Annotated in this window: 19 protein-coding genes; 8 read left to right on the top strand and 11 right to left on the bottom strand. The window is 69.4% G+C overall.

The features are described from left to right. Positions 1-53 precede the first annotated feature (53 nt). Both OG225_RS09890 and OG225_RS09885 read left to right on the top strand, forming a co-directional pair. Positions 54-1,106 carry a nucleoside hydrolase gene (locus OG225_RS09890; protein ID WP_216906774.1) on the top strand — a complete coding sequence of 351 codons (1,053 nt, stop codon included), beginning with the start codon at positions 54-56 and terminating at the stop codon, positions 1,104-1,106. Then, positions 1,103-1,987 (top strand): amidohydrolase family protein, encoded by an 885-nt coding sequence (locus tag OG225_RS09885; RefSeq protein WP_405181384.1) that lies wholly within the window; start codon positions 1,103-1,105, stop codon positions 1,985-1,987. Before OG225_RS09890 ends, OG225_RS09885 begins: the two co-directional genes overlap by 4 nt. A 7-nt stretch (positions 1,988-1,994) precedes the next feature. On the opposite strand, the gene recD is transcribed toward OG225_RS09885, so the two are convergent. From recD to recC, 3 genes are all read right to left on the bottom strand, one after another. Next, positions 1,995-3,908, bottom strand: coding sequence for an exodeoxyribonuclease V subunit alpha (recD, locus tag OG225_RS09880; RefSeq protein WP_405181383.1), 1,914 nt, complete (start codon positions 3,906-3,908; stop codon positions 1,995-1,997). An 85-nt stretch (positions 3,909-3,993) separates the two neighbouring features. After that, positions 3,994-7,380, bottom strand: a complete 3,387-nt coding sequence (locus OG225_RS09875) for a UvrD-helicase domain-containing protein (protein WP_405181382.1) — start codon at positions 7,378-7,380, stop codon at positions 3,994-3,996. A gap of 190 nt (positions 7,381-7,570) precedes the next feature. After that, positions 7,571-10,921, bottom strand: a complete 3,351-nt coding sequence (gene recC, locus OG225_RS09870) for an exodeoxyribonuclease V subunit gamma (RefSeq protein WP_405181381.1) — start codon at positions 10,919-10,921, stop codon at positions 7,571-7,573. A 192-nt stretch (positions 10,922-11,113) separates the two neighbouring features. Here recC and OG225_RS09865 point away from each other — a divergent pair, with 192 nt between their 5' ends. The 3 genes from OG225_RS09865 (at position 11,114) to OG225_RS09855 (ending at position 14,019) form a co-directional block, all read left to right on the top strand. Next, the gene (locus tag OG225_RS09865; RefSeq protein WP_355084179.1) at positions 11,114-11,308 is read left to right on the top strand and encodes a hypothetical protein; all 195 of its coding nucleotides are present in this window, start codon (positions 11,114-11,116) and stop codon (positions 11,306-11,308) included. A 166-nt stretch (positions 11,309-11,474) separates the two neighbouring features. Next, positions 11,475-12,335, top strand: a complete 861-nt coding sequence (locus OG225_RS09860) for a tat pathway signal sequence (RefSeq protein ID WP_405181380.1) — start codon at positions 11,475-11,477, stop codon at positions 12,333-12,335. Between the two features lie 250 nt (positions 12,336-12,585). Then, a complete protein-coding gene (locus tag OG225_RS09855; RefSeq protein WP_405181379.1) occupies positions 12,586-14,019 on the top strand; it encodes an NAD(P)/FAD-dependent oxidoreductase in 1,434 nt (477 codons plus the stop codon). Between the two features lie 158 nt (positions 14,020-14,177). Here the strand turns inward: OG225_RS09855 and OG225_RS09850 are convergent, their stop codons facing one another. From OG225_RS09850 to OG225_RS09820, 7 genes are all read right to left on the bottom strand, one after another. Then, entirely contained in the window at positions 14,178-14,549 is a 372-nt protein-coding gene (locus tag OG225_RS09850) for a hypothetical protein (RefSeq protein ID WP_196148605.1), read from the bottom strand. Between the two features lie 13 nt (positions 14,550-14,562). Then, positions 14,563-15,042 (bottom strand): roadblock/LC7 domain-containing protein, encoded by a 480-nt coding sequence (locus OG225_RS09845; protein ID WP_308165125.1) that lies wholly within the window; start codon positions 15,040-15,042, stop codon positions 14,563-14,565. Next, on the bottom strand, positions 15,039-15,995 hold the full coding sequence (locus tag OG225_RS09840) for a hypothetical protein (RefSeq protein ID WP_405181378.1): 957 nt from the start codon (positions 15,993-15,995) through the stop codon (positions 15,039-15,041). The genes OG225_RS09845 and OG225_RS09840 overlap by 4 nt, the downstream gene beginning before the upstream one ends. After that, positions 15,985-16,377: a hypothetical protein gene (locus tag OG225_RS09835; RefSeq protein ID WP_109524321.1), complete on the bottom strand. Its 393-nt coding sequence runs from the start codon at positions 16,375-16,377 to the stop codon at positions 15,985-15,987. Before OG225_RS09835 ends, OG225_RS09840 begins: the two co-directional genes overlap by 11 nt. Before the next feature lie 948 nt (positions 16,378-17,325). Then, positions 17,326-18,042, bottom strand: coding sequence for an urease accessory protein UreD (locus tag OG225_RS09830; protein ID WP_405181377.1), 717 nt, complete (start codon positions 18,040-18,042; stop codon positions 17,326-17,328). Then, positions 18,032-18,736: an urease accessory protein UreG gene (gene ureG / locus OG225_RS09825; RefSeq protein ID WP_405181376.1), complete on the bottom strand. Its 705-nt coding sequence runs from the start codon at positions 18,734-18,736 to the stop codon at positions 18,032-18,034. Before ureG ends, OG225_RS09830 begins: the two co-directional genes overlap by 11 nt. Positions 18,737-18,761: 25 nt before the next feature. Beyond that, complete coding sequence (locus OG225_RS09820) at positions 18,762-19,382, bottom strand: urease accessory protein UreF (protein ID WP_405183231.1); 621 nt, start codon at positions 19,380-19,382, stop codon at positions 18,762-18,764. 203 nt (positions 19,383-19,585) lie between these two features. On the opposite strand from OG225_RS09820, the gene OG225_RS09815 reads away from it, so the two are divergent. Next, complete coding sequence (locus OG225_RS09815; RefSeq protein WP_405181375.1) at positions 19,586-20,323, top strand: hypothetical protein; 738 nt, start codon at positions 19,586-19,588, stop codon at positions 20,321-20,323. A gap of 22 nt (positions 20,324-20,345) precedes the next feature. Here the strand turns inward: OG225_RS09815 and OG225_RS09810 are convergent, their stop codons facing one another. Further along, positions 20,346-21,842, bottom strand: a complete 1,497-nt coding sequence (locus tag OG225_RS09810; protein WP_405181374.1) for an MFS transporter — start codon at positions 21,840-21,842, stop codon at positions 20,346-20,348. Between the two features lie 90 nt (positions 21,843-21,932). On the opposite strand from OG225_RS09810, the gene OG225_RS09805 reads away from it, so the two are divergent. Next, on the top strand, positions 21,933-22,631 hold the full coding sequence (locus tag OG225_RS09805; RefSeq protein ID WP_109524316.1) for a TetR/AcrR family transcriptional regulator: 699 nt from the start codon (positions 21,933-21,935) through the stop codon (positions 22,629-22,631). Positions 22,632-22,665: 34 nt separating this feature from the next. Continuing rightward, on the top strand, positions 22,666-23,652 hold the full coding sequence (locus OG225_RS09800; RefSeq protein WP_405181373.1) for a zinc-binding dehydrogenase: 987 nt from the start codon (positions 22,666-22,668) through the stop codon (positions 23,650-23,652). The last annotated feature ends 109 nt before the right edge of the window (positions 23,653-23,761 follow it).

Here is a 23,761-nt window from a genome sequence, read left to right as displayed (position 1 = left end):
ACACTGGCGACGCCACCGGGCCGGGTTGTCCGGACGGTCGCTAGTCTCGTGCTGTGCGAGCGCGGATCATCCTGGACGTCGACACCGGCATCGACGACTCACTGGCCCTGCTGTACCTGCTGGCCTCCCCCGATGCCGAGATCGCCGGAATCGCCGCCACCGCGGGCAACGTTCCCGCCGACCGGGTGGCCGCGAACAATCTGGCGTGGCTGGACGTGTGCGGAGCCCCCGACATCGAAGTGGCGCTCGGCGCGCCGGAACCGCTGGCGATTCCGCTGCGAACCACCGAGGACACCCACGGTCCGCAGGGCATCGGCTACGCCGAACTTCCCGAATCGACGCGATCGCTCTCGGACCGCTCCGCCGCGCGGATGTGGGTCGAGCTCGCCAGGGCGCATCCGGGCGAGCTCATCGGACTGTGCACCGGCCCGTTGACCAATCTCGCGCTGGCGCTGCGGATCGAACCCGAACTCCCGACCCTGCTGCGACGACTCGTCGTGATGGGCGGCGCGTTCAACCATCCGGGCAACACCACGCCGACCAACGAATGGAATGTGCACGTCGACCCCGAGGCCGCCAAGGAGGTGTTCGACGCCTTCTCCTCGGCTCCCGCCGATCGCAGGCCCATCATCTGCGCCCTCGACATCACCGAAACCATCGAGATGTTCCCCGAGCATCTGCGCAGGCTCGCGGAGCGGGCGGGATGCCCTCCTGACCGACCCGTCTCGGCGCACGATCCGGACGGACTGCGCTCCACCTCGCCGAATCCGGTGGTGCGCCACATCGATGACGCGGTGCGGTTCTATTTCGAATTCCACCGTCATCACGACCAGGGGTACCTCGCGCACATGCACGATCCGTTCGCGGCCGCGGTGGCCATCGATCCCGCACTCGCGGTGCTGCGGCCCGCGACGGTGGACGTCGAACTGACCGGAACACTCACCAGGGCGACCACGGTCGCCGACTGGGCGGGGATGTGGGGCAGGCAACCCAACGCCGACATCGTGATCGGCACCGATCCGGTGGTCTTCTTCGATCGGCTGATCACCCGGGTCGGCGATTTCGCGCGGGCGGTGCATCCGCCCGCACGCCAGGAGGTGTCATGACCGGCCACGACGACAACGCCTATCTCGCCGATTTCCGCTCCCGGCTCGAGCTGCCCGGCATCATCGACGTCCACACCCATTTCATGCCCGAACAGGTACTGCGCAAGGTGTGGGCGTATTTCGACGCGGTGGGTCCGATGACGGGCAAGGACTGGCCTATCACCTATCGCGACGACGAACAGGTGCGCCTGAAGACCCTGCGCGACTTCGGCGTTCGCGCCTTCACCGCGCTGGTGTACCCGCACAAATCCGCGATGGCGGCGTGGCTCAACGAGTGGACCGCCGAATTCGCGCGACGGACACCGGACTGCCTGCACACCGCGACCTTCTATCCCGAGCCGGGCGCACCGGAATACGTGCGGACCGCGATCGACCGGGGCGCGCGGGTTTTCAAGGTGCACATCCAGGTCGGCGACTTCGCCCCGAACGATCCCCTGCTCGACCCGGTGTGGGGTCTGCTGGAGGACAGCGGAATTCCCGCGCTCGTGCACTGCGGTTCCGGCCCCGCTCCCGGCACCTACACCGGACCCGGACCCATCGCCGCGCTGTTGCGGCGCTTCCCGCGCCTGCGATTGATCGTCGCCCACATGGGCACCCCCGAATATTCCGAATTCCTGGACCTGGCACAGGAATACGTGGGCGTCCACCTCGACACCACGATGGTCTGGACCGACTTCAGCGAAGCGGACGCCCCCTACCCGGTCACCGAACGGGGACGGTTGCACGACCTGGGCGAGCGCATCCTCTTCGGCAGCGACTTCCCGAATATTCCGTATCCGTACGGACATTCGGTGTACGCGCTGGAACGGCTGGAGCTGGGCGAGGACTGGCTGCGGCAGGTCTGCTACCGGAACGCGGCGCGATTGTTCGACGTGGGCTGAGCACGCTTCACCCGGTGCCCGCCGGTTCCTGGACACCGCGTCGCGACAGCCCGCTGGCGCGCAGCACCCGGCGAGCGATGGCGGCGCGAATGGATTCGTCGGTGCCGATGACGCGCACGTGGCGCCGCGCCCTGGTGATCGCCGTATAGAGCAGTTCCCTGGTCAGCAGGGTGGATTCCGGTTCGGGCAGGACCACCGAGACCGTGTCGTACTGGCTGCCCTGGCTGCGATGGATGGTCATCGCGAATACCGTGACCACGGAGGGGAACTGGGTGGGATGCACCAGGTAGGGGGTGCTGCCGCGTTGCAGTGCCGCCCGCAGCGATCCGTCGGGCAGCCGCACGATGACACCGGTGTCGCCGTTGTAGATACGGGCCTCGTGGTCGTTGGCGGTGACCAGCAGCGGCTGGCCGGGATACCAGGGCGCGAGCGCGGATTCGGGACCCGCACCGCCCGCGGCGGCCCATTCCGCCGCCATCCGGTCCCACCGTTCGACGCCGAACGGTCCCTGCCGGTGCGCGCACAGCAGCCGATGCGATTCCAGCGCGGTCAGCGCGCCCGCCGCGTCGCCCTCGAGCGCCGCCGAGGTCACCGCGGCGGCCGCGGCGACGACGTCGGCGCGGACGGCCCTGGTCTGATCGGGAGCGCACAGCGACAGTTCGGGTCCGCCCGCGCGCAGTAGTTCCAGGGCGGTGTCGGCGTCGCCAGCCCGGACCGCGACGGCGAGTTCGGCGATCCTGCCGCCGAATCGGCGACCGCGCGTCAACCGGACGATGCCACCGCGCAATCGGGTCCGCTCCAGCGTCGACAGCGCCTCCGCGTCGCGATCACCGTCGGTCGCCTGGCCGCCCAGGATGCGGTCCAGGATCGGATTGGGTTCGCCGACAACCGGTCCCGCGACGAGATCGGCCAGGACCGCGCCCGCGTCCACCGAGGCCAGCTGATCGGGATCACCGACAAGCACCACCCTCGTGTCGGGGCGCAGCGCGGCGAGCAGACTCGCCATCATGGTCAGCGAGACCATCGAGGTCTCGTCCACCACGATCACGTCGTAGGGCAGCCGATTGAACTCGTGGTAGCGGAACCGGGCGGTGCGGCCACGCTGCCAGCCGAGCAGGCGGTGCAGGGTGGCCGCGGTGAGTTCGGGCAGACCGAGTTCGCCCGCCTGTTCACGCACCGCCTCCTGCAATCGGGCCGCGGCCTTACCCGTGGGCGCGGCCAGGGCGATGCGCAGTGCGGGGGCCTTCGGATCGGCCTTGCGGTGCGCGTCGAGCAAGGCCAGGATGCGCGCGATGGTGTGAGTCTTCCCGGTGCCGGGACCGCCCGCGACCACCGTGGTCCAGTGCGTGGCCGCCAATGCGGCGGCCAGCCGCTGACGATCGGTCGCGATGCCGTGCGGACCGTCGAAGAGCCGATCCAGTTCCGCGCGCACGATATCGGGATCGACGACCGGATGGTGGGCGGCCCGTTCGGTGAGCACCAGGCGGATCGTCTGCTCCTGCTGGAAATACCTGTCCAGATACAGCAGCGGTCCCGCGTCGGAACCGGCCTCGGCCGCGACGACCCGCAGCGGGGTGAGCGGCCCGCCCGAGCCGCCGACGACCAGCGGACTCACCCGCAACGCCGCGACCACCGCCTCGATATCGGGCCACGGCAACGCGGTCGGATCGATACCGGCCGTCTCGCGGTCCTCGTCGGCGTCGACACCGATATCGCGCATGCGGTAGAGCTCGAGGCATACCGATCCCGAGCGCACCGCCCGCACCGCCAGCGCGGCCGCGAAGAGCACCTCCTCGGACGATTCGCGCCCGAGCCTGCCCAACCGCAGCGCGACGTGCACGTCCGCCGCCGACAGCACGCCCGCCTCGTTGAATATTCGCAGCAGACCGGTGCCGCGCTGGGCCACCTGGATCGATGTCACCGGCGCACCGGAACCTTCCGTATCGCGGTGGTTCCGCCGGACTCCGACACCCGGATCCGCCGCAGCCGCACCTCGGCCACCGCGCTCACGAGATCTCCCCCGCGAGCAGATCCGACAGCGCCAGGATCAACGCGGGCGGGGGATCCCAGTCGAAGACGCCGCATCCGGGCGGGGTCGCCGGGCCGATCATGCCGCGCACGAACAGGTAGGCGCAGCCGCCCAGATGCCGCTCGGGATCGTAGCCGGGCAACCGCCAGCGCAGATACCGGTGCAGGGCCACCGAATACAGCAGCGCCTGGAGCGGATAGTGCGAGCGCAGCATCTCCGCCGCCATGCGTTCGCGCGTGTAATGATCGACGGTCAGGTCGCCGGTGCCGAGCCGGTTGGTCTTGTAGTCGACGACGACGAAACGAGGTGCCGCGCCGTCGGTGACACGCAGGACCGCGTCGATACTGCCGGTGAGATAGCCGCGCAGCGGGGTGTCCTCCAGGGTTTCCACCTGGTCGGCGTAGGTGTGGAAGATGTCGTCGGCGCCGAGATGCGCGCGCAGCAGATCCGCGATCCGGCGCAGCGTGGAAGGGCGCGTCGCGAGCACGTCGCCACCGGCCAGCGGCAGTTCGAAATCGAGTTCGGCGAGTCGGTCGCGACCGGCGAAATCGGCGAGCGCGCCGCATCCGAGCGGCGTGCGCAGCACCGCGACCAGCGCGGCGCCCAGCAGTTCCGGATCGAAATCGGCCATCGACTCCTCGACAGCGTCACGGCACCGGGCATGTACTTCGGCGTCGAGATCTGCGGCGTCGGTGTCGACACGTTCGAGGACCGAATGCACCAGGGTGCCGAATTCCGCGCCGTAGGGCAGCGCGTTCATCAGCGACGACGCCCCGGCGACCGGCTCGTCCTCGAGGATCGGCGCGTCGGCGGGTTCGTCGCCGGGTCCGCGTTCGTCCTCGGGCTCGCTGTCGGTCACGAATTCGTGGGCGCCCGCGGTCAACGCCGAGTAGGAGGTGCGCCGCCAATGCTGATCCAGGACGCGGTCGAACCGCGCCGCCGCCAGTTCACCGGTCGCGGCCTCGGTGCGCACCCGCCGGATCTCGACGGAGTCGGTGGCCCGCACCGCGGTCACCGACACGGCGTCGGCGGCCGTGGCCGCCCAGGCCGACAGTGTCTGCGCGGCCACGGCGTCGGCGGGTACCGTCGCCCGGTTCGGCACCGTGTCGCCGCCGTCGGGCCTGCCGAAGATCATGCGGTGCAGCGGGGCCGCCGCGGTGGTGGCCGCGGGCGCCCACCAGGCGACGACCTGACATTCGGCCCTGGTCAGCGCCACATACAGCAGACGCAGTTCCTCGCCCGCCTCCTCGGCCTCGGCACGTTGCCTGCGCTCGGCGTATCCGGCGGCGTCCGGTCCGCCGACGTCGAGTACCCGCGCGCCGTCCTCGTCGTGGAACAGCAGCGTGGCCGGATACGGATTCTTCGCGCTGTCCCACGCGAAAGGCAGGTAGACGAGCGGGAATTCGAGTCCCTTGCTGGCGTGCACCGTCGCGATCTGGACCGCGGCGGCGTCACGGTCGAGGCGACGGCTGCGGTCGGCGACGCTGCCGGAGGCCGGATCGCGCACCCGGTCGCCGAGCCACCGGGTCAGCGCGGTGAGCCCGAAGCCCTCGGTGAGCGCGACCTGGTCGAGCAGTTGCGCGATATGGCGCAGGTCGGTCAGTTGCCGTTCACCGTTCTCGACGGTCAGCAATCGGGACGCGAGATTCGCTTCCGCGGACAGTTTCTCGAAGACCGCCGCGAATCCGGCCCGGGCGAAGAGCCGGGACGCGTCGCGCAACTGGGCGCTCACGCGGCCGACCAGATCGGCTCCGCCGCTGTCGATTTCGACGGCGCTCACCCCGAGGATCGGGGTGCAGGCGGCCAGTCGGACACGGTCGGATCGGTGCGGTTGTTCCAGCGCACGCAACAGCCACAGCCAGTCGGTGGCGCTGGGGGTGGCGAAGACGCTGGTGCCGCCCGCAAGGACCGAGGCGACTCCGACGCGGTCCAAAGCCGCGCGCACGACGTCGATCTGGGAGCGGGTGCGAACCAGGACAGCGATATCGCCGGGGCCGATCGGGCGGCTCGCCGTCGCGGCGGTGTCGGGCGGAGTCGCCGCGGAATCGGTTGCGACGCCCGCGTCGATGCGCGATCCCGATTCGAGCACTTGGACGATATCGGCGGCCAGATCGTCGGCGACCCGAGCGCGCTGCCGACCGACCACGGGGAAACCGGATTTGTTCAGCGGACCCGCGCCCGTGCGCGGCAGGCATCGCACCCGCAGCGGGGTGAGGAGTTCGGCGGGACCTGTCAATCGAGTCCACGGCCGGGTCGCGGCGACCGGATACACCGAGATGTCGTGATGGCCCAGTGCCGCACCGCCGTAGAGGTGGTCGAGCGCGGCGAGCAGTCCGGCGTCGCTGCGCCAGTTGGTGGTGAGGCCGAGGCGGCTGTCGGCGTGGGCGACGGCGTCGAGATAACTCAGCACCTCCGCACCCCGGAAGGCGTAGATGGCCTGTTTCGGATCCCCGACCAGGACCATGGTGGTGTGGCCGTGGAAGGACCGGCGCAGGATGTCCCATTGCAGTGGATCGGTGTCCTGGAACTCGTCCACCAGGGCCACCCGGTAGCGGTCCCTGATCCGGGCACACGCACGTTCGCCGTGCGCCGGGTCGGCGAGCACGTCGTGCAGCAGTACGAGCAGATCGTCGAAATCGCGCAGTCCGGCCAACCGTTTGCGCCGCTCGGTCTCGGCGCGCACCGCGGCCACGAACGCGGCCCGCTCGCCGATCCGGCCCTCGTCCCTGGGGATCAGCGCGGCGTGGCGGTCACCCACGGCGGCGAGCGCGAGGGTGTGCGCGTCGGAGAGCGGGAACGGCGGTTCGGTCCGGGCGTACCGGTGCAGGTAGAGGTCGTCGGCGACGGTGCGGACGAGTTCGTCGACGGTGTCGACCAGTCGCGCGCCGGGATCGTGCTCACCCGCCAGGCCGAGTTCGTCGAGCATGCGCTGACAGAAGCTGTGGGTGGTCACGATGGTGCCCGCGTCGAACTCGGACAGGGCGACCAGCAGCCGGGCCCGCCTGCGCCACACCTGCTCGGCGTCGACCTGCGCCAGATGCCGAACGAGTCCGTCGTCGCAGGTACGGGCGGTCTCGGGATCGGCCAGTGCCGCCGCGACCGCGACGAACCGATCCCTGGCGCGTTCCCGCAGTTCCTGGGTCGCCGCGCGACTGAAGGTGACGAGCAGCAACTGCGAGATATCGATGCCGATCTCGGCGACGTAGCGCACCGCGAGTCCGACGATCGCGTGGGTTTTACCGGTACCCGCGCTCGCCTCCAGCACGGTGGTTCCGGTGGGCAACGGCCCGAAGGGATCGAACGATTCCGCCGACTTCACGGCCCCCGGCACCGGCAACGCGAGATCCGCGTCCTGCACCGTCATTCCGGATCCCTGCTTCCACCGTCTACCGACCGCCCCCGAACACTCCCCCGCGCCGCGCACAGCCTACTGCGCATGGGCCGCCACCCACGGGAACCTGCCCGCGCGTCGCGGCGCTCGATACCGGCGCCCGGCGGGGCCGTACCGCCGCGCGTGTCCGTTCGGCCCTGCCGTGTCGTGCCGTCGGGCCCGGTCACGGGCTGCCCTGGATCTCGGCGGCCAGCAACGGGGCCCACAGGCGGCGGGCGAGCGCGCCGAAGCGGGTGCTCTCGGCGGTTTCGCCCGCGGGGGCGGGGACGGCGGTCAGGTCGTCCAGGTGCGGGGCCGCGCCCCAGATGTAGCGCAGGTGGCGGTCGGTATGATCGCCGAATTTACCCGGACCGTTGGCACCGCCGTTGAATTCGCGTTCGGCGGCGGCGAACGACTCTTCGGTGCTCGCACCGCGGAAGCGACGTTCGGCGTACGCGGCGGTGGCTGTGGGCGCGATCGGCAGCGGTTCGGTCAGCCCGGCGTCGCGCAGTCTGACGATTTCCCGCAGGATCTCCACCGCGGCGGGCGCGGTCGGCGCGGTGAGCGCGGAACGCCATGCGGGACGGCTGAACTGGCCTCGTCCGGTGGTGATCGCCTGCCAGGTGCGGTCCTCGGTCGCGGCGAGCGCGAGCACCGAAACCCACGCGGTGATCCGATGTTTGGGGGCGAGGCGCGAATAGGTGGTGCGCACCAGGGTTTCCCCGCGCACCTCGGGCACCGTTCCGGTCAGCCTGCGTCCCTTGCCCAGATCGATCGCGATATCCACCGCCCGCGCGGGAACCTGGTAGTCGGCGGCCGACGCACGCACCAATTTGTCGACCGTGCGCTCGATCTCGTCGAGTACGGCCGCGCCGAGCGCGAACGGCGGGATGACCCCGCGCCGCCATTCCGCGGCCCGAAGACCGGCGGGATCGGCGCCGGTCAGCCGGGCGTTCAGCATACGTTCGCCCAGTTCCCATTTCGCCAGGCCGTCCAATTCGATCGGAAGGCGATCGGCGATGTCCTCCTGGTGTTCGGGTACCCGCAGGCCGAGCCGTTGCCACAGGAACGCGCGGATCGGGTGTTCGACGAACGACACCAGATCGGCCAGCGCCACGTCACCGAGCTCGGGGGTCGGCAACGGGTCGGGGAGAAATGCCGGGCGCGGGTGGGCGGGGCGGTCGGCCGCCCGCGCGCCCGCCAGCGCGACCGCGTCGAAACTGAACGGGCGGTCGGCGCGGAAGTTGCGGCGGTCGAAACTCTGGAGCGGATGGCGGATCGCGACCTCGGACAGGTCGCCGCCGAGATAGCCGCGCAGCACGTCCAGCAGTTCGGCCACCGGAATCGCCGGCGGCCGTGGCGCGCCGCTGACCGGATCGGCGCCGGTGTGCAACAGCAGCAACTTCTCCCGCGCCGCCGTGATCGCGTCGAGCAGTAGTTGCCGGTCCTCGCTGCGGGCATCCCGTTCCCCCGGCAGCGGGTCGCGGGCGAGGACATCGTCGCCGTCCACCCCGCCCGCACGCGGGAACACGTCGTCGTCCAGGCCGAGCAGCACCACCACCCGGTGCGGCACCGACCGCATCGGGACCATGGTGCAGACGGTGAGTTCGCCGGTGCGGAAATTCGCGCGGGTCGGCCGGGCCGCGAGCCGCCCGGCCAGCAGCACGCCGACATCGGGCAGCCGCAGCGACACGTCGCCCGCGTGTTCGGTGGCTGCGGCGAGTTCGCGCCTGGCCTCGGCCCGGACCCACGCCTGACTCTCCGGCACGTCGGTGAGCAGGTCGAGCGCGCGGCCCAGCGCCGCGGCCCATTCGTGCGCGGGCCTGGGCCCGCGCAGATCACGCAGACAGACCGCGAGCCGGTCGATGAATTCCGCGAAGCGGCCCGCCAGATCGACGTCGTTGCTGTCGACATCACCCAGCGGCAGGGCCAGATCCAGCCAGTCGTCGGTGCTCTCGTCGGCGGTGACGCCGAGCAGGATCCGGTCCACCGCGCCGTTGAGGGTGTTCTGCCCGAAATCCGCGAGACCGAACGCCTGGCGCTGTCGCTGCCCGATCCCCCACCTGGCACCGGATTCGGCCGCCCACTCGCGCAGCCGCTCGATCCCGTCGTCATCGAATCCGCAACGCCTGCGCACGGTTTCCGACGACGCCAGATCCAGCACCTGGGTGACCGTCACCCGCCCGTCGGCGAGTTCGAGCAGGACCGCGATCACCGAGAGCAGTGGATTGGTGACACCGCGCCCGCGATCGGCGAGCCGCACCCGCAGCAGCTGCGCCGGATGCGCGGCGTCGGGATCCCCCGACCCCGCCGACCGGGCCCCGAAGGCCGCCCTGACCAGTGGCGCGTAGACCTCCACCTCGGGGCACATGATCAGCACATCGCGCGGTTCGAGCGTCGGATCGGCGGCGAACAGTCCGAGCAACGCTTCCCGCAGCACCTCCACCTGCCGCGTCGGGCCGTGGCAGGCGTGGATGCGCAGGCTGTCGTCCGCGCTGTCGCGGACACTCGGCGGCCACCGGTCGTCACGGATATCGTCCTGCACCGCGGCCAGCAGGGTCGGCGCGGGCCGGGAAGGCTCTGCGGGCACCGCACCGCCGAGGTATTCGTCGGAGCCGGTGACGCCGGACAGGCGCTGCTGCAATTCGCGTACATCGCGACCGAGGGCCGAGAGCAACGGGTGACGCACCGAGGTCGCGGAGGTGTCGGCGGCGCGTGTGGTGGCGACGGGCGACCCGTCGAGAGCCGACCACATGGCCCGGCTCGGGTGCGCGAGCCACACGTGCACGTCCCGCACGGCCGCGACGGCGTCGAGTACCGCGAGCTGGTCGGCGGGCAATCGGGTCACCCCGAACAGCGAGATCCGTTGCGGCAGTTCGACCAGACCGGGTTCCGCGCGCAGCCGGTCGCACGCGGGGGCGAGCCGTTCGGCCGGACTCGGCGCACCGGACTCGGCCCGCAACCGCCGCCACAGCTCGGGCTGCCACAGCAGATCCGACGGCACCGGCCTGCCCGCGCCGTCGGTGTCCGATCCCGCCGCCCATTCGGCGATCATGGCCGGACGCTGGGCGGCGTAACTCTCGAAGAGCCCGCACAGATGGGCGGCGGTGGAGTAGCGCCTGCCCGCGCGATGGTCGGCGCCCGCCGGGTCGGCGACACCGAGGTGACGCGACAGGACCGCGGCCCACGGCTCGGACACGGCCGCGTCGATCACCCGCAGCATCGCCCACACCAGGCGCTCGCGCGCCCACGGATCGTCCTCGGGACGGATACCGCCCGCGGCCGCGAGCGCCGAGGTCACCAGCGTCGACGGCGAGGGGAAAGCGATATTCGCGGCGACACCGTCGCGGGCGGCACCGCCCGGGGTGACCCCGAGCACCGCCGACAGACGTTGCGTCAGCCACCGTTCCACGCCTTTGGCGGGCACCGCGACCACCTCGGCGGCGAACGGATCCGCGAGCGGCGTCGCCAGCAGCGCGGCGAGCCCGTCCGCCAGGGCGTCGGCGCGCTCGGCCCGGTGGATGTGCAGCGGCATTGGTCGTTTATACGCCAGCGACCATCGCGCAACCGAGGCGCCCCGTCCGGCGCGAAGTGACATGAGCCACAGGTGAACGCGCCACTCGGCCGTGTCGCACGAAGCCCGTCGACCCGTATGCGACAGTGCTGCCCCGGGGAGGAACGGCAGAGCTGGATCGAAAGGCTGGTTTCGCGTTTCATGGAGACGAGGGTGATTCCCTTGGTGCCCCGAGGTGGTTTCACGGTGCGCCGGATCGGTGACCGGTGGGAACTGGTCAACTCGGGTTTCTACGGCCGCGGCGTCGTCGTGAACAGTTGGCCGCGCGAGCGCCACGCGGAGGCCTTCGCGCACTGCTACCGTCTCAACGGTCGCACCGTCGAGGAATTGCTCGCCGCGTTCCGGTGAACCCGCCGCCGCGAAACCGCGGCGGCGAAAACCACTGCGGTGCAATGCGCGACGATCTCCGGTAGCACAGCGGGCGAACTAGCTCAAGACGTGCGTCCGGAGCGCCGATGTGCCATTGTGAACCCTCGTGCGTTACCCCTCGACCGTCACCCGGACACCGTCCCGCGTGGCCGCATCCGCCTGTGTCCTCGCCACCGCCGCGATCCTGCTGTCGAGCGCGCCCGCGCTGATTCCCGCTTCGGGACTATCCAGAGCCCAGGCGGCGCCGCTCACCCCCGTGCGCGGCTGCCTGGCGGGATTCGACTGCGATATGAGTTCACGGATCGACGCGGCGGACAACTACCTGCGCACCCGGCCCGGTGTCACCGGATACGTGCTGCGCGATCGGGTCAGCGGCGGGGTGTACGCGAACGAGAGCGCCGAGAACGCCGTCTGGACCGCGTCGACGATCAAATTGGCCATCGCGGTCGATCTGCTCAATCGTGCCAGGGTCGGCGCGATCACACTGGGCCCCGACGATCGCGGCCTGATGGAATCCATGCTCGCGACCTCGAACGACCGGGCCACCGATGTGCTGTGGAACAAGTACGCCGGTCTGGACCGGATGGCGTTCAACAACGCGTTCCGCGCCAACGGCATGTCCTCGCTGGTCCCGCAACCGACCAATACCGCGCTGTTCCCGGACTGGTCGTTCCAGAAATGTACGGCGGCCGATCTGGACCGGCTGATGGACTACGTGCTCAACCGCATGCACCCCGACGACAAGAACTACCTGCTCGACCGCATGCGCGCGGTGGACTACAACCAGCACTGGGGTGTCTGGGGCGCGGGCGCGCGGATGCGTCCCGGCCTCAAGAACGGCTGGTCGGCCGAACAGGGCGGCTGGGTGGTCAACTCGGTCGGGTTCGCCGGACCCGGTGAGCGCTACACCCTCGCCATCATGAGTTCGCTCGGCGGCGACGGCGGCTACACCGAGGGCGCCGACACCGACACCAAGGTCGCGGAGTTGCTGCTCTCGGGCCGCTGACTCCTCCCGGAACCGGGGTTTCCGCCTGAATTCGGGCCGTGCGCGCGTCCTCGCCACGCGCGGCCCGATTCGTGAGGTCAGCCGGGCGCGCGGTTCACCGTGGACGCCCGCCGCCGGTGAGTTCGGCCCGAAACCGAAGATCACGAACCGGGTGCTCGTCGTGCCGGTCGGATTCGAGCCGACTACCGTTGGTCGGGTCAAGGAATACGTCCGCCGGGGAAGAGCCCCAGGTCTGTCTAGGAGCACGACGATGAGCACACAGGATGTCGAGACCCGACGTCACCGGGTGGTGGTGATCGGATCGGGATTCGGTGGCCTGTTCGGCACCAAACATCTCAAGCGCGCCGACGTCGACGTCACCCTGATTTCCAAGACTTCCACTCATCTGTTCCAGCCGTTGCTCTACCAGGTCGCCACCGGCATCCTGTCCGTCGGTGAGATCGCGCCCGCGACGCGGCTGGTGCTGCGCAAGCAGAAGAACTCGCGCGTGCTGCTCGGTGACGTGATCGATATCGATCTCGAATCCAGGACAGTCACGTCGCGGATGCTGAACCAGAACACCGTCACCCCCTTCGACAGCTTGATCGTCGCCACCGGCGCGCAGCAGTCGTATTTCGGCAACGACCGCTTCGCCACCTACGCCCCCGGCATGAAGACCATCGATGACGCGCTCGAACTGCGCGCGCGCATTCTCGGCGCGTTCGAGGGCGCCGAACTGGCCACCACGCAGGAGATGCGCGACCGCCTGCTCACCTTCGTGGTGATCGGCGCGGGCCCGACCGGCGTGGAATTGGCCGGGCAGATCGCCGAACTGTCCGACCGCACGCTGGAGGGCACTTTCCACAATATCGATCCGCGTGACGCGCGGGTCGTCCTCATCGAGGGCGCGGGCGCGGTACTCGGTCCGATGGGACCGAAACTCGGCGGCAAGGCGCAGCGGCGACTGGAGAAGATGGGCGTCGAGATCCAACTCAACGCCATGGTCACCGATATCGACGCGCACGGCGTCACGGTGAAGGACGCCGACGGCACGATCCGCCGCATCGAATCCTCGTGCAAGGTGTGGTCGGCGGGTGTGCAGGGCAGTCCGCTCGGCAAGATGCTCGCCGAGCGCTCCGACGGCACCGCGACCGATCGCGCCGGACGCGTCATCGTGGAGCCCGACCTCACCATCAAGGGCCATCCGAACGTCTTCGTGGTCGGTGACCTGATGTCGGTGCCGGATGTGCCGGGCCAGGCCCAGGGCGCGATCCAGGGCGCCACCTACGCGGCCAAGCAGATCAAGGCGGGCCTGAAAGGCCAAGCGCCGCAGGATCGTAAGCCGTTCAAGTACTTCAACAAGGGCAGTATGGCGACGGTGTCGCGTTTCAGCGCCGTCTGCCAGATCGGCAAGCTCGAATTCGGCGGGTTCATCGCGTGGCTGGCGTGGCTGGCGCTACACCTGTACTACCTGGTCGGATACCGCAGCCGCATCGTGACCGTCATCCAGTGGTTCGTGACGTTCCTCGGCCGCAGCAGGGGCCAGATGGCCGCCACCGAGCAGTGGGTTTTCGCCCGGCTCGCGGTCGAAGCGGTCCAGGCCGATCAGGAGGACGCCGACGAACTCGCGGCGGCACTGGGTGCGCCGCCCGCCGAGAACGGGCGTCTCGCGACCGAGAAGGCCGCCGACCGCCGAGCGGGCTGACGGTCACAGGTACCGAACAGGGTGGGCGTCGGCGAGTATGCCGGATCCCACCCTGTGCTCGTTCGGCGACGCACCCGCCGGTCGCGGCAGCGACCTGGGCGCGCGAACGGCGCCCGAACTGCCGCGCGGCCCCGCTCCGAGCCCCACGAGCGAACCGGTCACACCTCCAGTTCCTCCTCGATGCCCTTGAGACGGTGGCGCGCCAGCGCGAGGTTCGCCCGGCTGCGGTCGAGTGCGAGGTAGAGGAACAGACCCTTGGATTTGCGGCCGGTCATCGGCCGGATGATGTGGTACTGGGCGGACAGCGTGATCAGCATGTCCTCGATGTCCTCGTTGAGCCCGAGCTGTTCTATGGTGCGCATCTTCGCCCGCACCACCTCGGTGTTGCCCGCACTGGCGACCTGGAGGTCGAGGGCCTTGGAGCTGCCCAGCGTGCCGAGCGCCATACCGCTGTTGTAGTCGACGACCGCGGCGCCGAGCGCACCGTCGATCACCATCATGTTCTTCAATGACAGATCCATATTGGACATGCCGATTCCTTTCTCATACTTCGGTATTCGTTACCTGAACTTTTCGGGAATCGTTGGACGCGGCCGCCAGATGGTCCGCGATCGTGCGCGCGACGGGGCGCGACTCGAGGTGAAGCCTGCCGACATTGGCATCCGGTCCGGCGAGCACGGTCAGTGAGGTCCAACCGGCCGCGTAGACGACGACGTGGCCTTCGGTGCCGCGCACCACGACCTCGTGGAATCCACCGCCGTGCGCGGTGGTCGCCAGCCGGTAGGACAGGGCGAGCTGGGACGCGGACAGCGCGGCCATCCCATTGGGTTCGATATTCTCGGGCAGGTCGTGCGCGATCAACAGACCGTCGCTCGACGCGACCAGCGCGCCGGTCAATTGCGGTACCCGCTCGCGCAATGCCTTCAGTTCTCCCAGCACCACCGAATTCGGATCGGGTTCGGGCACCGCCACCTTGGTCAACCTTCCCATCAGATCGCCGAGCAGTCTTCTCCGCGCGGTCACGCAAGCTCCTCCAACGCCGCGAGAATGCGGGTCAGCACGTCGCGGTCGACCGGTTCCCACCGGTCGCGAACGGATTCCGGCACCGCGGAGCGCACACGGCGCCGCGGCAGCGGAGTGGTCATGACACCCCCCGGGGCGACCGCCACCTGGCCCGCGATCACCCGCTCGGTGTTCCAGCGCGTCTCGTCGGTCGGCGCGGCGTCGGTGAGCGCGGTATCGGGCGGCGCAGCGTCTGTCAGCGCCTCTTCGATCGGCGCAGCGTCGGGGAGCACGGCGCCGGGACGCACGTCGGCGGCTCGTAAGCCGTCTGCGAACTCGACCGCCCGATGCGGCACCGGCGCTTCGATCAGGCCCGCCGCGGTCAGATCCCGTACCGCTACCAGACATCCGTAGGTGGTGCGGCCGAGCGCACGGGCGATACCGGCGACACTGCGACGGGAATCCGCGGCGGCGAGTACCTCGGCCTGACCGCACGGGAGGGCCCGACGACGTCGACGGCCCGCGCGGACCGGCACCACCGGTGCTCGATCCACCAGATCCGCGGGCCACGGCCCGGATTCCTGATCGCCGCGGCGCGCGCATTCGCGAACGAGTTCCCGCGGCGGAATCCGGCAGACCGGGGCCAACCAGTGCGCGGGCGCGGGCCGGAATTCGGGCACCGAGGGCGAGGCGAGCAGGAAGTACGCGGCGTCGTACACCGACAGCATCGCCAGTGCCTCCAGCCGTGGCCGACCGACGAGTTTGCCCGCGTCACCCGCGCCCGCGCGGTGCCAATCCTCGGCCGAGACCACCCCCGAGTCGACGACCAGGCGATCCAAACCCGTTGTGCGCCTGCAATCGACGAACGCGATCGCTCCGCCCGCGAGGTGGAACGTGCCGTCGCCCGCGCGCAGCGTTCCGGTCCGCTCCTCTCGTTCCAACCGGCGCAACTCGCCCGCGAGTTCAACGCCCATGACCGACCTCGGCGAAATCGGCGAGGATGCCGCGCAGCTGGAAACGCGCCATGGCCAGGTTCCCGGTATCGCCGTCGAAGACGACGTGGACGAAGAGCCGCCCGTCGAAATCCCCCGGCACCGGATTCAATAGGTGGTAGCCGAGTGTGCCGCAGACGATCAGTTCGGTGATGTCGTCACCTTCGCGAGCCGTCGTCAACGCCGGACATCCGACCACCGCTCGAATCACGTCCGTGGTCGCCGCCGCGTCCTCGTGTTGGTCAACCAATTCGTGCCTACCCGCCGCCGCGATCGCGAGACCGCTCGCACCGTCCACCAGCGTCACGCTGCTCGCCCCCGGGATCTCCATGATGCGTTGCAGGCAGCCGTCTATTCCGATCACCGCGCTCCGGCCCTGTCCTGTAAAGGGTTTCAGGGTTCGAGACGCTACACAATGCGCGCGACGCATGTAAAGGAATCGGCAAAGAATTCTCGGTACCCAAAGCATTTTCCCAGCAACCGCCGTAAGAAAACCCTCCGGTATCAACATTTTTCGACGCCGTAGAACGGCGCGATTCCGAATACCGAACGGTATGAATACCTTTCGGTCTCGGATGTGCGCGACACAATGCGACGGAGCCGCCCTCGGGCGACGAGACGGCCGACGGGAGGCGCCGCCGACCCGCCGCAGCCGCTCCGCTATCCTCCGCCCCGACGCGCCGGTCGGGATTTCCGTCCACATCGACGCGACCGGGCAAACGTCGACCCGCCGTCCCGCGACGGGCAACGGGCGCAACGACTTCGGCTACGGCGGCGCACACGCCGCCCATAGCCCGCAACAGAACTCGACGGAATCCGGGGTCGTGGCCTCGCGGTTCACACATCACGACCGACCCGCGCCGACCACCGTCGGCAAAGAACGCACAATTGCGATCGCCCGATCGGCACCTCGTCCGGCACCGCGTATCAGTTACCGACGGCCCGAACTCCACGTACCCGAATCAACCGAGGCCGCGGCCCGCTCCCGATCGCATCGACACCGCGCTGGCCAGCGCGTATCGGCCATATCGCCGATCTTGGTCCGAATCCTCGAAACCACATGCCCATTTATCGGAACGAAATAGGAATCGGGGCCGTGAAACCTATTGTTACGCTCTCGTCGTCGAGATTCCGCAAATAACTTCGTACAAATAAATTGCGCGGCGCGAGCGGATTACGAAAACCCGTGACGAACCATATTCGGCCACATGTTTCGACTGTGGACCGTGCACGATTCCGAACACGCGCACCGCGCGTCGACCCCGTCGTCGACCTCGTCGGTGTGGACTGCGAACCGCGGGCGAACCGAGCGTCAGCACGGCACGACGGCGGCGGGACGCGGTTCGCCGAGAGGACCTGTCGGCCCCCGCCCTGACCGATTCTCGGTGAGAACCCGGCCAACCCTGGTGAACAGCGTGCCGCCCGCGGCCAACGGCAGCCGGGAGGTGACCAGACCGTCGGTGAACGCGGGGCGGTCGTCAGGGTAGACGAGTTCGCTGTCGAGCGCGCGCGGTGCGGCGATCCCGTCCTCGCACGCGCTGTCGGCGCCCAGTTCGAGACGATGACGCAGCAGCGGCACGGCGCCGACATCGGCGATCACATCGCCGATCCAGCCCCCCGATTCCTCGCCCGAGCGCCCGATCTGGACGCGCTCGCGCACCCGGATCCCGGCGTCGGGCGCGATCAGTACCGTGGTGCGGGCGTGGTGCCGGGCACCACCAGCGACGATCATCGGTTCGGGATCGATATCGAGGCTGCCACCCTCGGCGACCTCGTAGCGCCAGTGCGAACGGGAGAACGTCGTCGCGGGTGACGGCAGGGCAATCGTCGCCGCCACCGAGCGCACCACGAGACTCGCACCCGGACCGACCACGATCGTGATGTCGAGTTCGTCGCCACCGAGCGGCGTGGCCGCGGTGCCGATCAGATGGACCGTGTCGCGCCCGGTCCTGCGGGCGGCGAGGCCGCCGTAGGCATGGATCTCCGGCAGCGTGCCCAGGGCGGCGACGATGCGTAACTCAGTGCGCAACAGCGGATTCGGGTTGTTCGTTCACCAGACGCAACTGCTCGCGGACCCAGGCGAGCACTGGTGTCGCCGCCGGATCGGCCGTCAGGGAGATCAGCGCGGTCGGCCTGCCGTCGCGCACCTTCGCCGCGTCGCGTTCCATGACCCCGAGGTCGGCCCCGACCAGCGGCGCGAGATCGGTCTTGTTGACCACGAGCAGATCCGAGAAGGTCACACCCGGCCCGCCCTTGCGCGGCACCTTGTCACCACCGGCGACGTCGATGACGAAGATCTGCACGTCGATCAGGCCGGAGGAGAAGGTCGCGGTGAGGTTGTCACCGCCCGATTCGACCAGGATCAGATCCAGCGGCGGATTCGCGGCGATCAGATCCTCGATGGCGTCGAGGTTGGCTGTGATGTCGTCGCGGATTGCGGTGTGCGGGCAGCCACCGGTCTGCACGGCGGTGATGCGCTCGTCCGGCAGCACCGCGTGCTTGCGCAGGAAATCGGCGTCCTCGGTGGTGTAGATGTCGTTGGTCAACACCGCCAGCGACAATTCCTCGCGCAATTGCCTGCACAGCGCGGCCACCAACGCGGTCTTTCCCGATCCGACCGGACCGCCGATGCCGATGCGCAGCGCCTCGCCGGGAGTGCGCTCCCGTTTCGGCCGATCGTGTGAATGATCGTGCGGTTCACCGTCGATCAGGTGCGGAGGCATGTGGCGGTTCCCTTTCTCGATGAGGTCAGCTGGCGAAGAGCGGCATATCGCGGTGGGTGTGCCGCTCGGTCAGTACATCTTGCAGCGGGTCGGACAATGCGGCGAGTCCGGTGACGGCCTCGGCGGCCGTGCGGTCACACAGCTCCGCCAAACGCACCGTGCAGGCCGCGATGGCGGCGGGATCCAGGGCGAGCAGCCGCTGCGCGGCGGTGGCCGCACCCGTCAACGTGGTGTAGACGACGACGCCCGCGATCTCCGTCGGCGTGACCTCACAGGCTGTACCCACCACGCCGAAAACCGTCGACAGATGCGGACGTGGACCGAATGCGGCCCAATCACTGTGCGGCCACAGCTGTTTGGCCAGCCGCAGCAATCCCCTGCCCTGCGCCCGCGACGCCGCCCGCGCCGCCGGTGACGGCGTGCGCGCGTCGGCCTCGGCTTCGGCCACGGTCGCGGTCAGTTCGCCCGAACACACCGCCGCGGCGAGCGAGGCCGCGATCAGGCCCGACGTGCGCACGCGCCGCCGCAGATACAGTTCGACGGTCGTGACATCGCGAACCACACCGCTGGACACGGCCTCCTCGATCCCACCGGAATGCACGTGCCCGCCGATCGGCAGTCGCGAATCGGCGAGGGCGAACAGCATCGCCCGACTCGTCACTTCGCTCTCCCGCACCGCACGATCCTAAGCCTCGGCGTGTCGCCACGGCGCGCCAGATGGATGGACGCGGAATCGCGCGACAGCGACGGACGGACCCCGCCCGCCGCCGGAGAACGAGTATTTCTACCCGACGCGTCGGAGTAGTACGACGGTTTTCGGCACGCGACGATCCGCGCGAAGATGGACCGATGTCGACACAGGGGGGCTCTTCCGACCCCACTTCTCCGGGGCAGTGGATCGCGCGCGCCATCGCGGTCGTGATCCTCATACCGCTGCGGTTGGTCTGGGAGGGCCTGAAACTGCTCGGCCGCGTTTTCGTCGCGGTGCTCGTGTTCTTCCTCGAATATCTGCTCGCGCCGTTGTGCGGGTTCGTGTGGCACTGGGTGATCCGTCCCGCCTGGTATTTCCTGAAGAACATCCTCTGGGATCTGGTGCTGCACCAGGTGCTGTGGGGACTCGTCCTGACCCCGCTGTTCGCGCTGATTCTCGATTTCGTCCTGCGGCCACTGCGACGCGCGGTCGAGGAATGGCTGTGGCGGCGGGTACTTCGTCCCGCCGCGAGCTGGTTGTGGCGGCGGGTGTTGCGCCCGGTGGCGAAATTCGTCGCCGGGGTCTGCTGGCTGATCTTCGACTACCTCGTCTATCGCCCGCTGCGCGCGCTGTGGCGCTGGATACTGCTTCCGCTGTGGCGCGCACTGCGCGCGACCCTGCGCTTCGGCTGGCGGATCGCGACCATCGTGGTCGGTGTTCTGGTGGTCGCGCCGTGCGGGTTCGTCTACCGCATGATCCTGCGGCCGGTCTTCGGTGCGCTGGCCATCGTGTGGGACGTGCTGGTCACCCGGCCGGTCCGCTGGACCTACCGCACGATCGTGGCGCCGATGAACCGGTGGGCCGCCGATATCGTCTCGACGGTGTTCGGGCGCTGACCGGCCGGGGCGGTGCGCGCCGTCAGTGCGCCGACGCGGTCGCCGGGCGGTCGTGCTTGCCGGTCGCCACCAATGCGACGGCCGCCATCGCCACGAGCAGGAGCGCGCCGACCGTCGTGGCGACATGCATTCCGCTCACGAAGGATTCGCGCGCCGACTCGATCACCGCCGGATCACCGGAATGCTGGATCGTCTCCCCGAGCGTCGGGGAGTAGTCGCCACCCGAACGGAACACCAGTGCCGCGAGGGAGCCGAGCAGCGCGAGGCCGAGGGCATTGCCGAGTTCGAAACTGGTCTCCGAGATGCCGACCGCCGACCCCGCGCGCTCGGGCGGGACCGACGACACCGCCACATCCGAGACCACGGTGAACGCCAGGCCGTATCCGACGCCCGCGATGGTCGAGCCGACGAGATACCAGGCGATGCCGCCGTCGACGCCGACACCGAGCAGCATCAGATTGCCGAGCGCGCTCGCCAGTAGCGCCGCCGCGAAGGTCGCGCGAGTCCCGACGCGGTGCGCGACGCGCGCACCGCTCATCGAGAAGACGAAAACCGCCGCCGCCATCGGGATGCCGAGCAGCGCGGCCTGCAACGGATCGCGCCCGGTCACCGATTGCAGATAGACGCTGGTGAGGTAGCTCAGCGCCGCCAGCGACATCATGCCGACCAGGCTGGAACCGATCGCGACCGAGAACTGCGCGCGCCGGAACAGCCGCAGGTCCAGCAGCGGTTCGGCCAGGTGGCGCTGCCGCCGCACGAACAGCGTGAGCAGGACGACACCGATCACCAGGATGACCGCGCCCTCGACATCGACGCCGTCGGCCGCCGCGTGCTTGATCGCGTAGACCAGCGGCAGGATGCCGCCGATCGACAGCGCGACGCTCGGCAGATCGAGCGGACCGAGCGCGCCCTGCCGTTGTTCGGGCAGCAGGAACGGGCCGAAGGCCAGCAGGATGAGCAGCACCGGGATGTTGATGAGGAAGACCGCGCCCCACCAGAAATGGTGCAGCAGCAGCCCGCCGATGATGGGCCCGACCGCCGAACCGCCCGCGAAGAAGGCCGTCCACACCCCGATGGCCGCGGCACGTTCGCGCGCGTCGGGGAACAGACCGGAGATGAGCGACAGACTCGACGGCAGCAGGGTCGCGCCGCCGACGCCCATCAGCGCGCGGGCGACGATCAGCACACCGGCGCTGGGCGCGAACGCCGCGAGGACCGAGGCGATACCGAATACCGTCGCGCCCGCGAGCAGGATATTGCGCCGCCCGACCCGGTCACCGAGATTGCCCATGGTGATGAGCAGGCCCGCGATCAGGAAGCCGTAGATATCGAGGATCCAGAGCTGCTGCGCCGCGGACGGGTCCAGATCCAGGGTCAGGGTCGGCATGGCGAGGAACAGGACCGAGATATCCATCGACACCAGCAGCACCGGCAGCAACAGCACCGCGAGACCGAGCCGGGCGTGGCGGGTTCCGGAACCCGTGGGCTCCTTCGGCCGCACTGCCTCCACCTGTGTCATCGCGTCATCCTCTCCCGTGTCGCGTACAGCGTACGCATCCGACGAGTACAGTGTACGCATGCGGACCGAGAAGCGAAAGCGAGTCATGGGATGACCGAGCACAAGCTCACCCGAGACGCGATCGTCGACACCGCCATCGCGCTCGCCGACACCGAGGGGATCGACGCGCTGTCCATGCGTCGCATCGCCGACCGCCTGGGTGTCGGCGCGATGTCGCTGTACCGGCATGTCGCGAACAAGGACGAACTCCTCGCCGCGATGACCGACGAGGTGTCGCGGCTCAACCCCTACCCCGATCCCACCGGCCGGGACTGGACGTGGCGCGATCGGGTGCGTATCGCCGCGGAGATCGACTGGGCGCTGTACCAGCACCACCCGTGGGTGATCCTCGCCTTCGCGACGCCCCGCTACAGCTTCGGACCCGCCGGACTCGCCTGCCTGGCGTGGCTGGTCGAGGGATTCAGAGAACTCGACGTCACCCCGCGCGAGGCGATGCAGATGTCGTTCTCGGTCTGGAACTACATCTCCGGCGCGACCCTCCCCCAGATCAGCCAGGCGCTGATGACCCGCAAGGGCATCGAGCCGGACACCAACAACGGGCTACGCGCGCTGCTCGACGGCAGTCCGATGTGGACTCCGCCACCCGCGCTCGCCGATCTGGAGGGGGCGGGGGTCAGCGAACTCACCTCCGAAGAACTGCTCTATGCCGGATTGACCACTCTCTGTGACGGTTTCGAGGCTCGCGTGCGGGCGCGGGCCCCCCTGTTCACACCGGACACCCCGGCTTGACCCCAACCTCGGTTCAGGTTGCACAGTGGGGTTCATGTACGCGATCAGGCTCCACGCCTTCGGGCCCGCCGACAACCTCCGCTACGAGACCGTCCCCGATCCGGCGCCCGGCCCAGGCCAGGTGCGAATCTCGGTGGCGGCGGCCGGGGTTCACGTTGTCGATACCGCTCTGCGCCGGGGTCTGCCCGGCCCCTTTCCGGTACCGGAACTGCCCACGATTCCCGGGCGCGAAGTGGCCGGGATCGTCGATCGCGTGGGCGCGGACGTCGACGCGGCCCTGCTCGGCCGATCGGTCGTGACCCATCTCGGCGGCGCACCGGGCGGCTATGCCGCACTGGCGGTCGCCGATGTCGCACGGCTGCACGATATTCCGGACGATCTCGAGGCGGCCGAGGCCGTCGCGATGATCGGCACCGGCCGAACCACCGTGGGGATCCTGCAATTCGCCGACCTCGGCCCGGGGAGCGTCGTGGCGGTGACCGCCGCGGCCGGCGGAATCGGGACACTGCTGGTGCAGTACGCGAAGAATGCCGGGGCGACCGTCGTCGGACTCGCGGGCGGACCGGACAAAGTCGAGCGCGTGGCCGCCAACGGCGCGGATGTGGCCGTCGACTATCTGCTGCCGGACTGGCCGGATCAGGTCAGGGCCCGATTGGACGGTCGCGGACTCACCGAGGTCTTCGACGCCGTCGGCGGCCCGACCGCACGCGCCGCCATCGATCTGCTCGACAAGGGCGGTCTCCATCTGATCTACGGATACGCCGGACAGGGGCCGAACGACATCGTCTTCACCGAGGACGAACTCGCCGAGCGGGGGATCACCTCGCAGACGGTGCTCGGGCCACCCATGTTGCAACGCGTCGGCGGCGATATCCGCGTGCTGGAGGAACGGGCACTGGCGGAGGCCGAGGCGGGACGGCTGCGTCCGGCCGTGCAACGGTTCCCGCTCTCCGACGCGGCGGCCGCGCACCGGGCGCTCGAAACCCGCGCCACGATGGGGAAAGTCGTACTCGTTCCCTGAACGCGTTCGCGAGGTGCGTGATTCGACGATCCGCCTGCCGGATCGGTCGGCGTGATGGTCGACTTCGTCACCGAGGGGTCGCGCCGACACGGTCGGGTCGGCGCGACGC

The sequence above is a fragment of the Nocardia sp. NBC_01377 genome (genome assembly GCF_045040005.1).
Lineage (GTDB): Bacteria > Actinomycetota > Actinomycetes > Mycobacteriales > Mycobacteriaceae > Nocardia > Nocardia noduli.
This window is presented reverse-complemented; position numbering and strand designations above follow the sequence as displayed.

Excerpts from the sequence above, each read along its gene's own strand:
- OG225_RS09885 (WP_405181384.1), top strand. The coding sequence starts at position 1,103 with ATGACCGGCCACGACGACAACGCCTATCTCGCCGATTTCCGCTCCCGG.
- OG225_RS09875 (WP_405181382.1), bottom strand. The coding sequence starts at position 7,380 with ATGACGGTGCAGGACGCGGATCTCGCGTTGCCGGTGCCGGGGGCCGTG.
- recC (WP_405181381.1), bottom strand. The coding sequence starts at position 10,921 with ATGCCGCTGCACATCCACCGGGCCGAGCGCGCCGACGCCCTGGCGGAC.
- OG225_RS09855 (WP_405181379.1), top strand. The coding sequence starts at position 12,586 with ATGAGCACACAGGATGTCGAGACCCGACGTCACCGGGTGGTGGTGATC.
- OG225_RS09850 (WP_196148605.1), bottom strand. The coding sequence starts at position 14,549 with ATGTCCAATATGGATCTGTCATTGAAGAACATGATGGTGATCGACGGT.
- OG225_RS09840 (WP_405181378.1), bottom strand. The coding sequence starts at position 15,995 with ATGGGCGTTGAACTCGCGGGCGAGTTGCGCCGGTTGGAACGAGAGGAG.
- ureG (WP_405181376.1), bottom strand. The coding sequence starts at position 18,736 with ATGCCTCCGCACCTGATCGACGGTGAACCGCACGATCATTCACACGAT.
- OG225_RS09820 (WP_405183231.1), bottom strand. The coding sequence starts at position 19,382 with ATGCTGTTCGCCCTCGCCGATTCGCGACTGCCGATCGGCGGGCACGTG.
- OG225_RS09815 (WP_405181375.1), top strand. The coding sequence starts at position 19,586 with ATGTCGACACAGGGGGGCTCTTCCGACCCCACTTCTCCGGGGCAGTGG.
- OG225_RS09810 (WP_405181374.1), bottom strand. The coding sequence starts at position 21,842 with ATGACACAGGTGGAGGCAGTGCGGCCGAAGGAGCCCACGGGTTCCGGA.
- OG225_RS09805 (WP_109524316.1), top strand. The coding sequence starts at position 21,933 with ATGACCGAGCACAAGCTCACCCGAGACGCGATCGTCGACACCGCCATC.
- OG225_RS09800 (WP_405181373.1), top strand. The coding sequence starts at position 22,666 with ATGTACGCGATCAGGCTCCACGCCTTCGGGCCCGCCGACAACCTCCGC.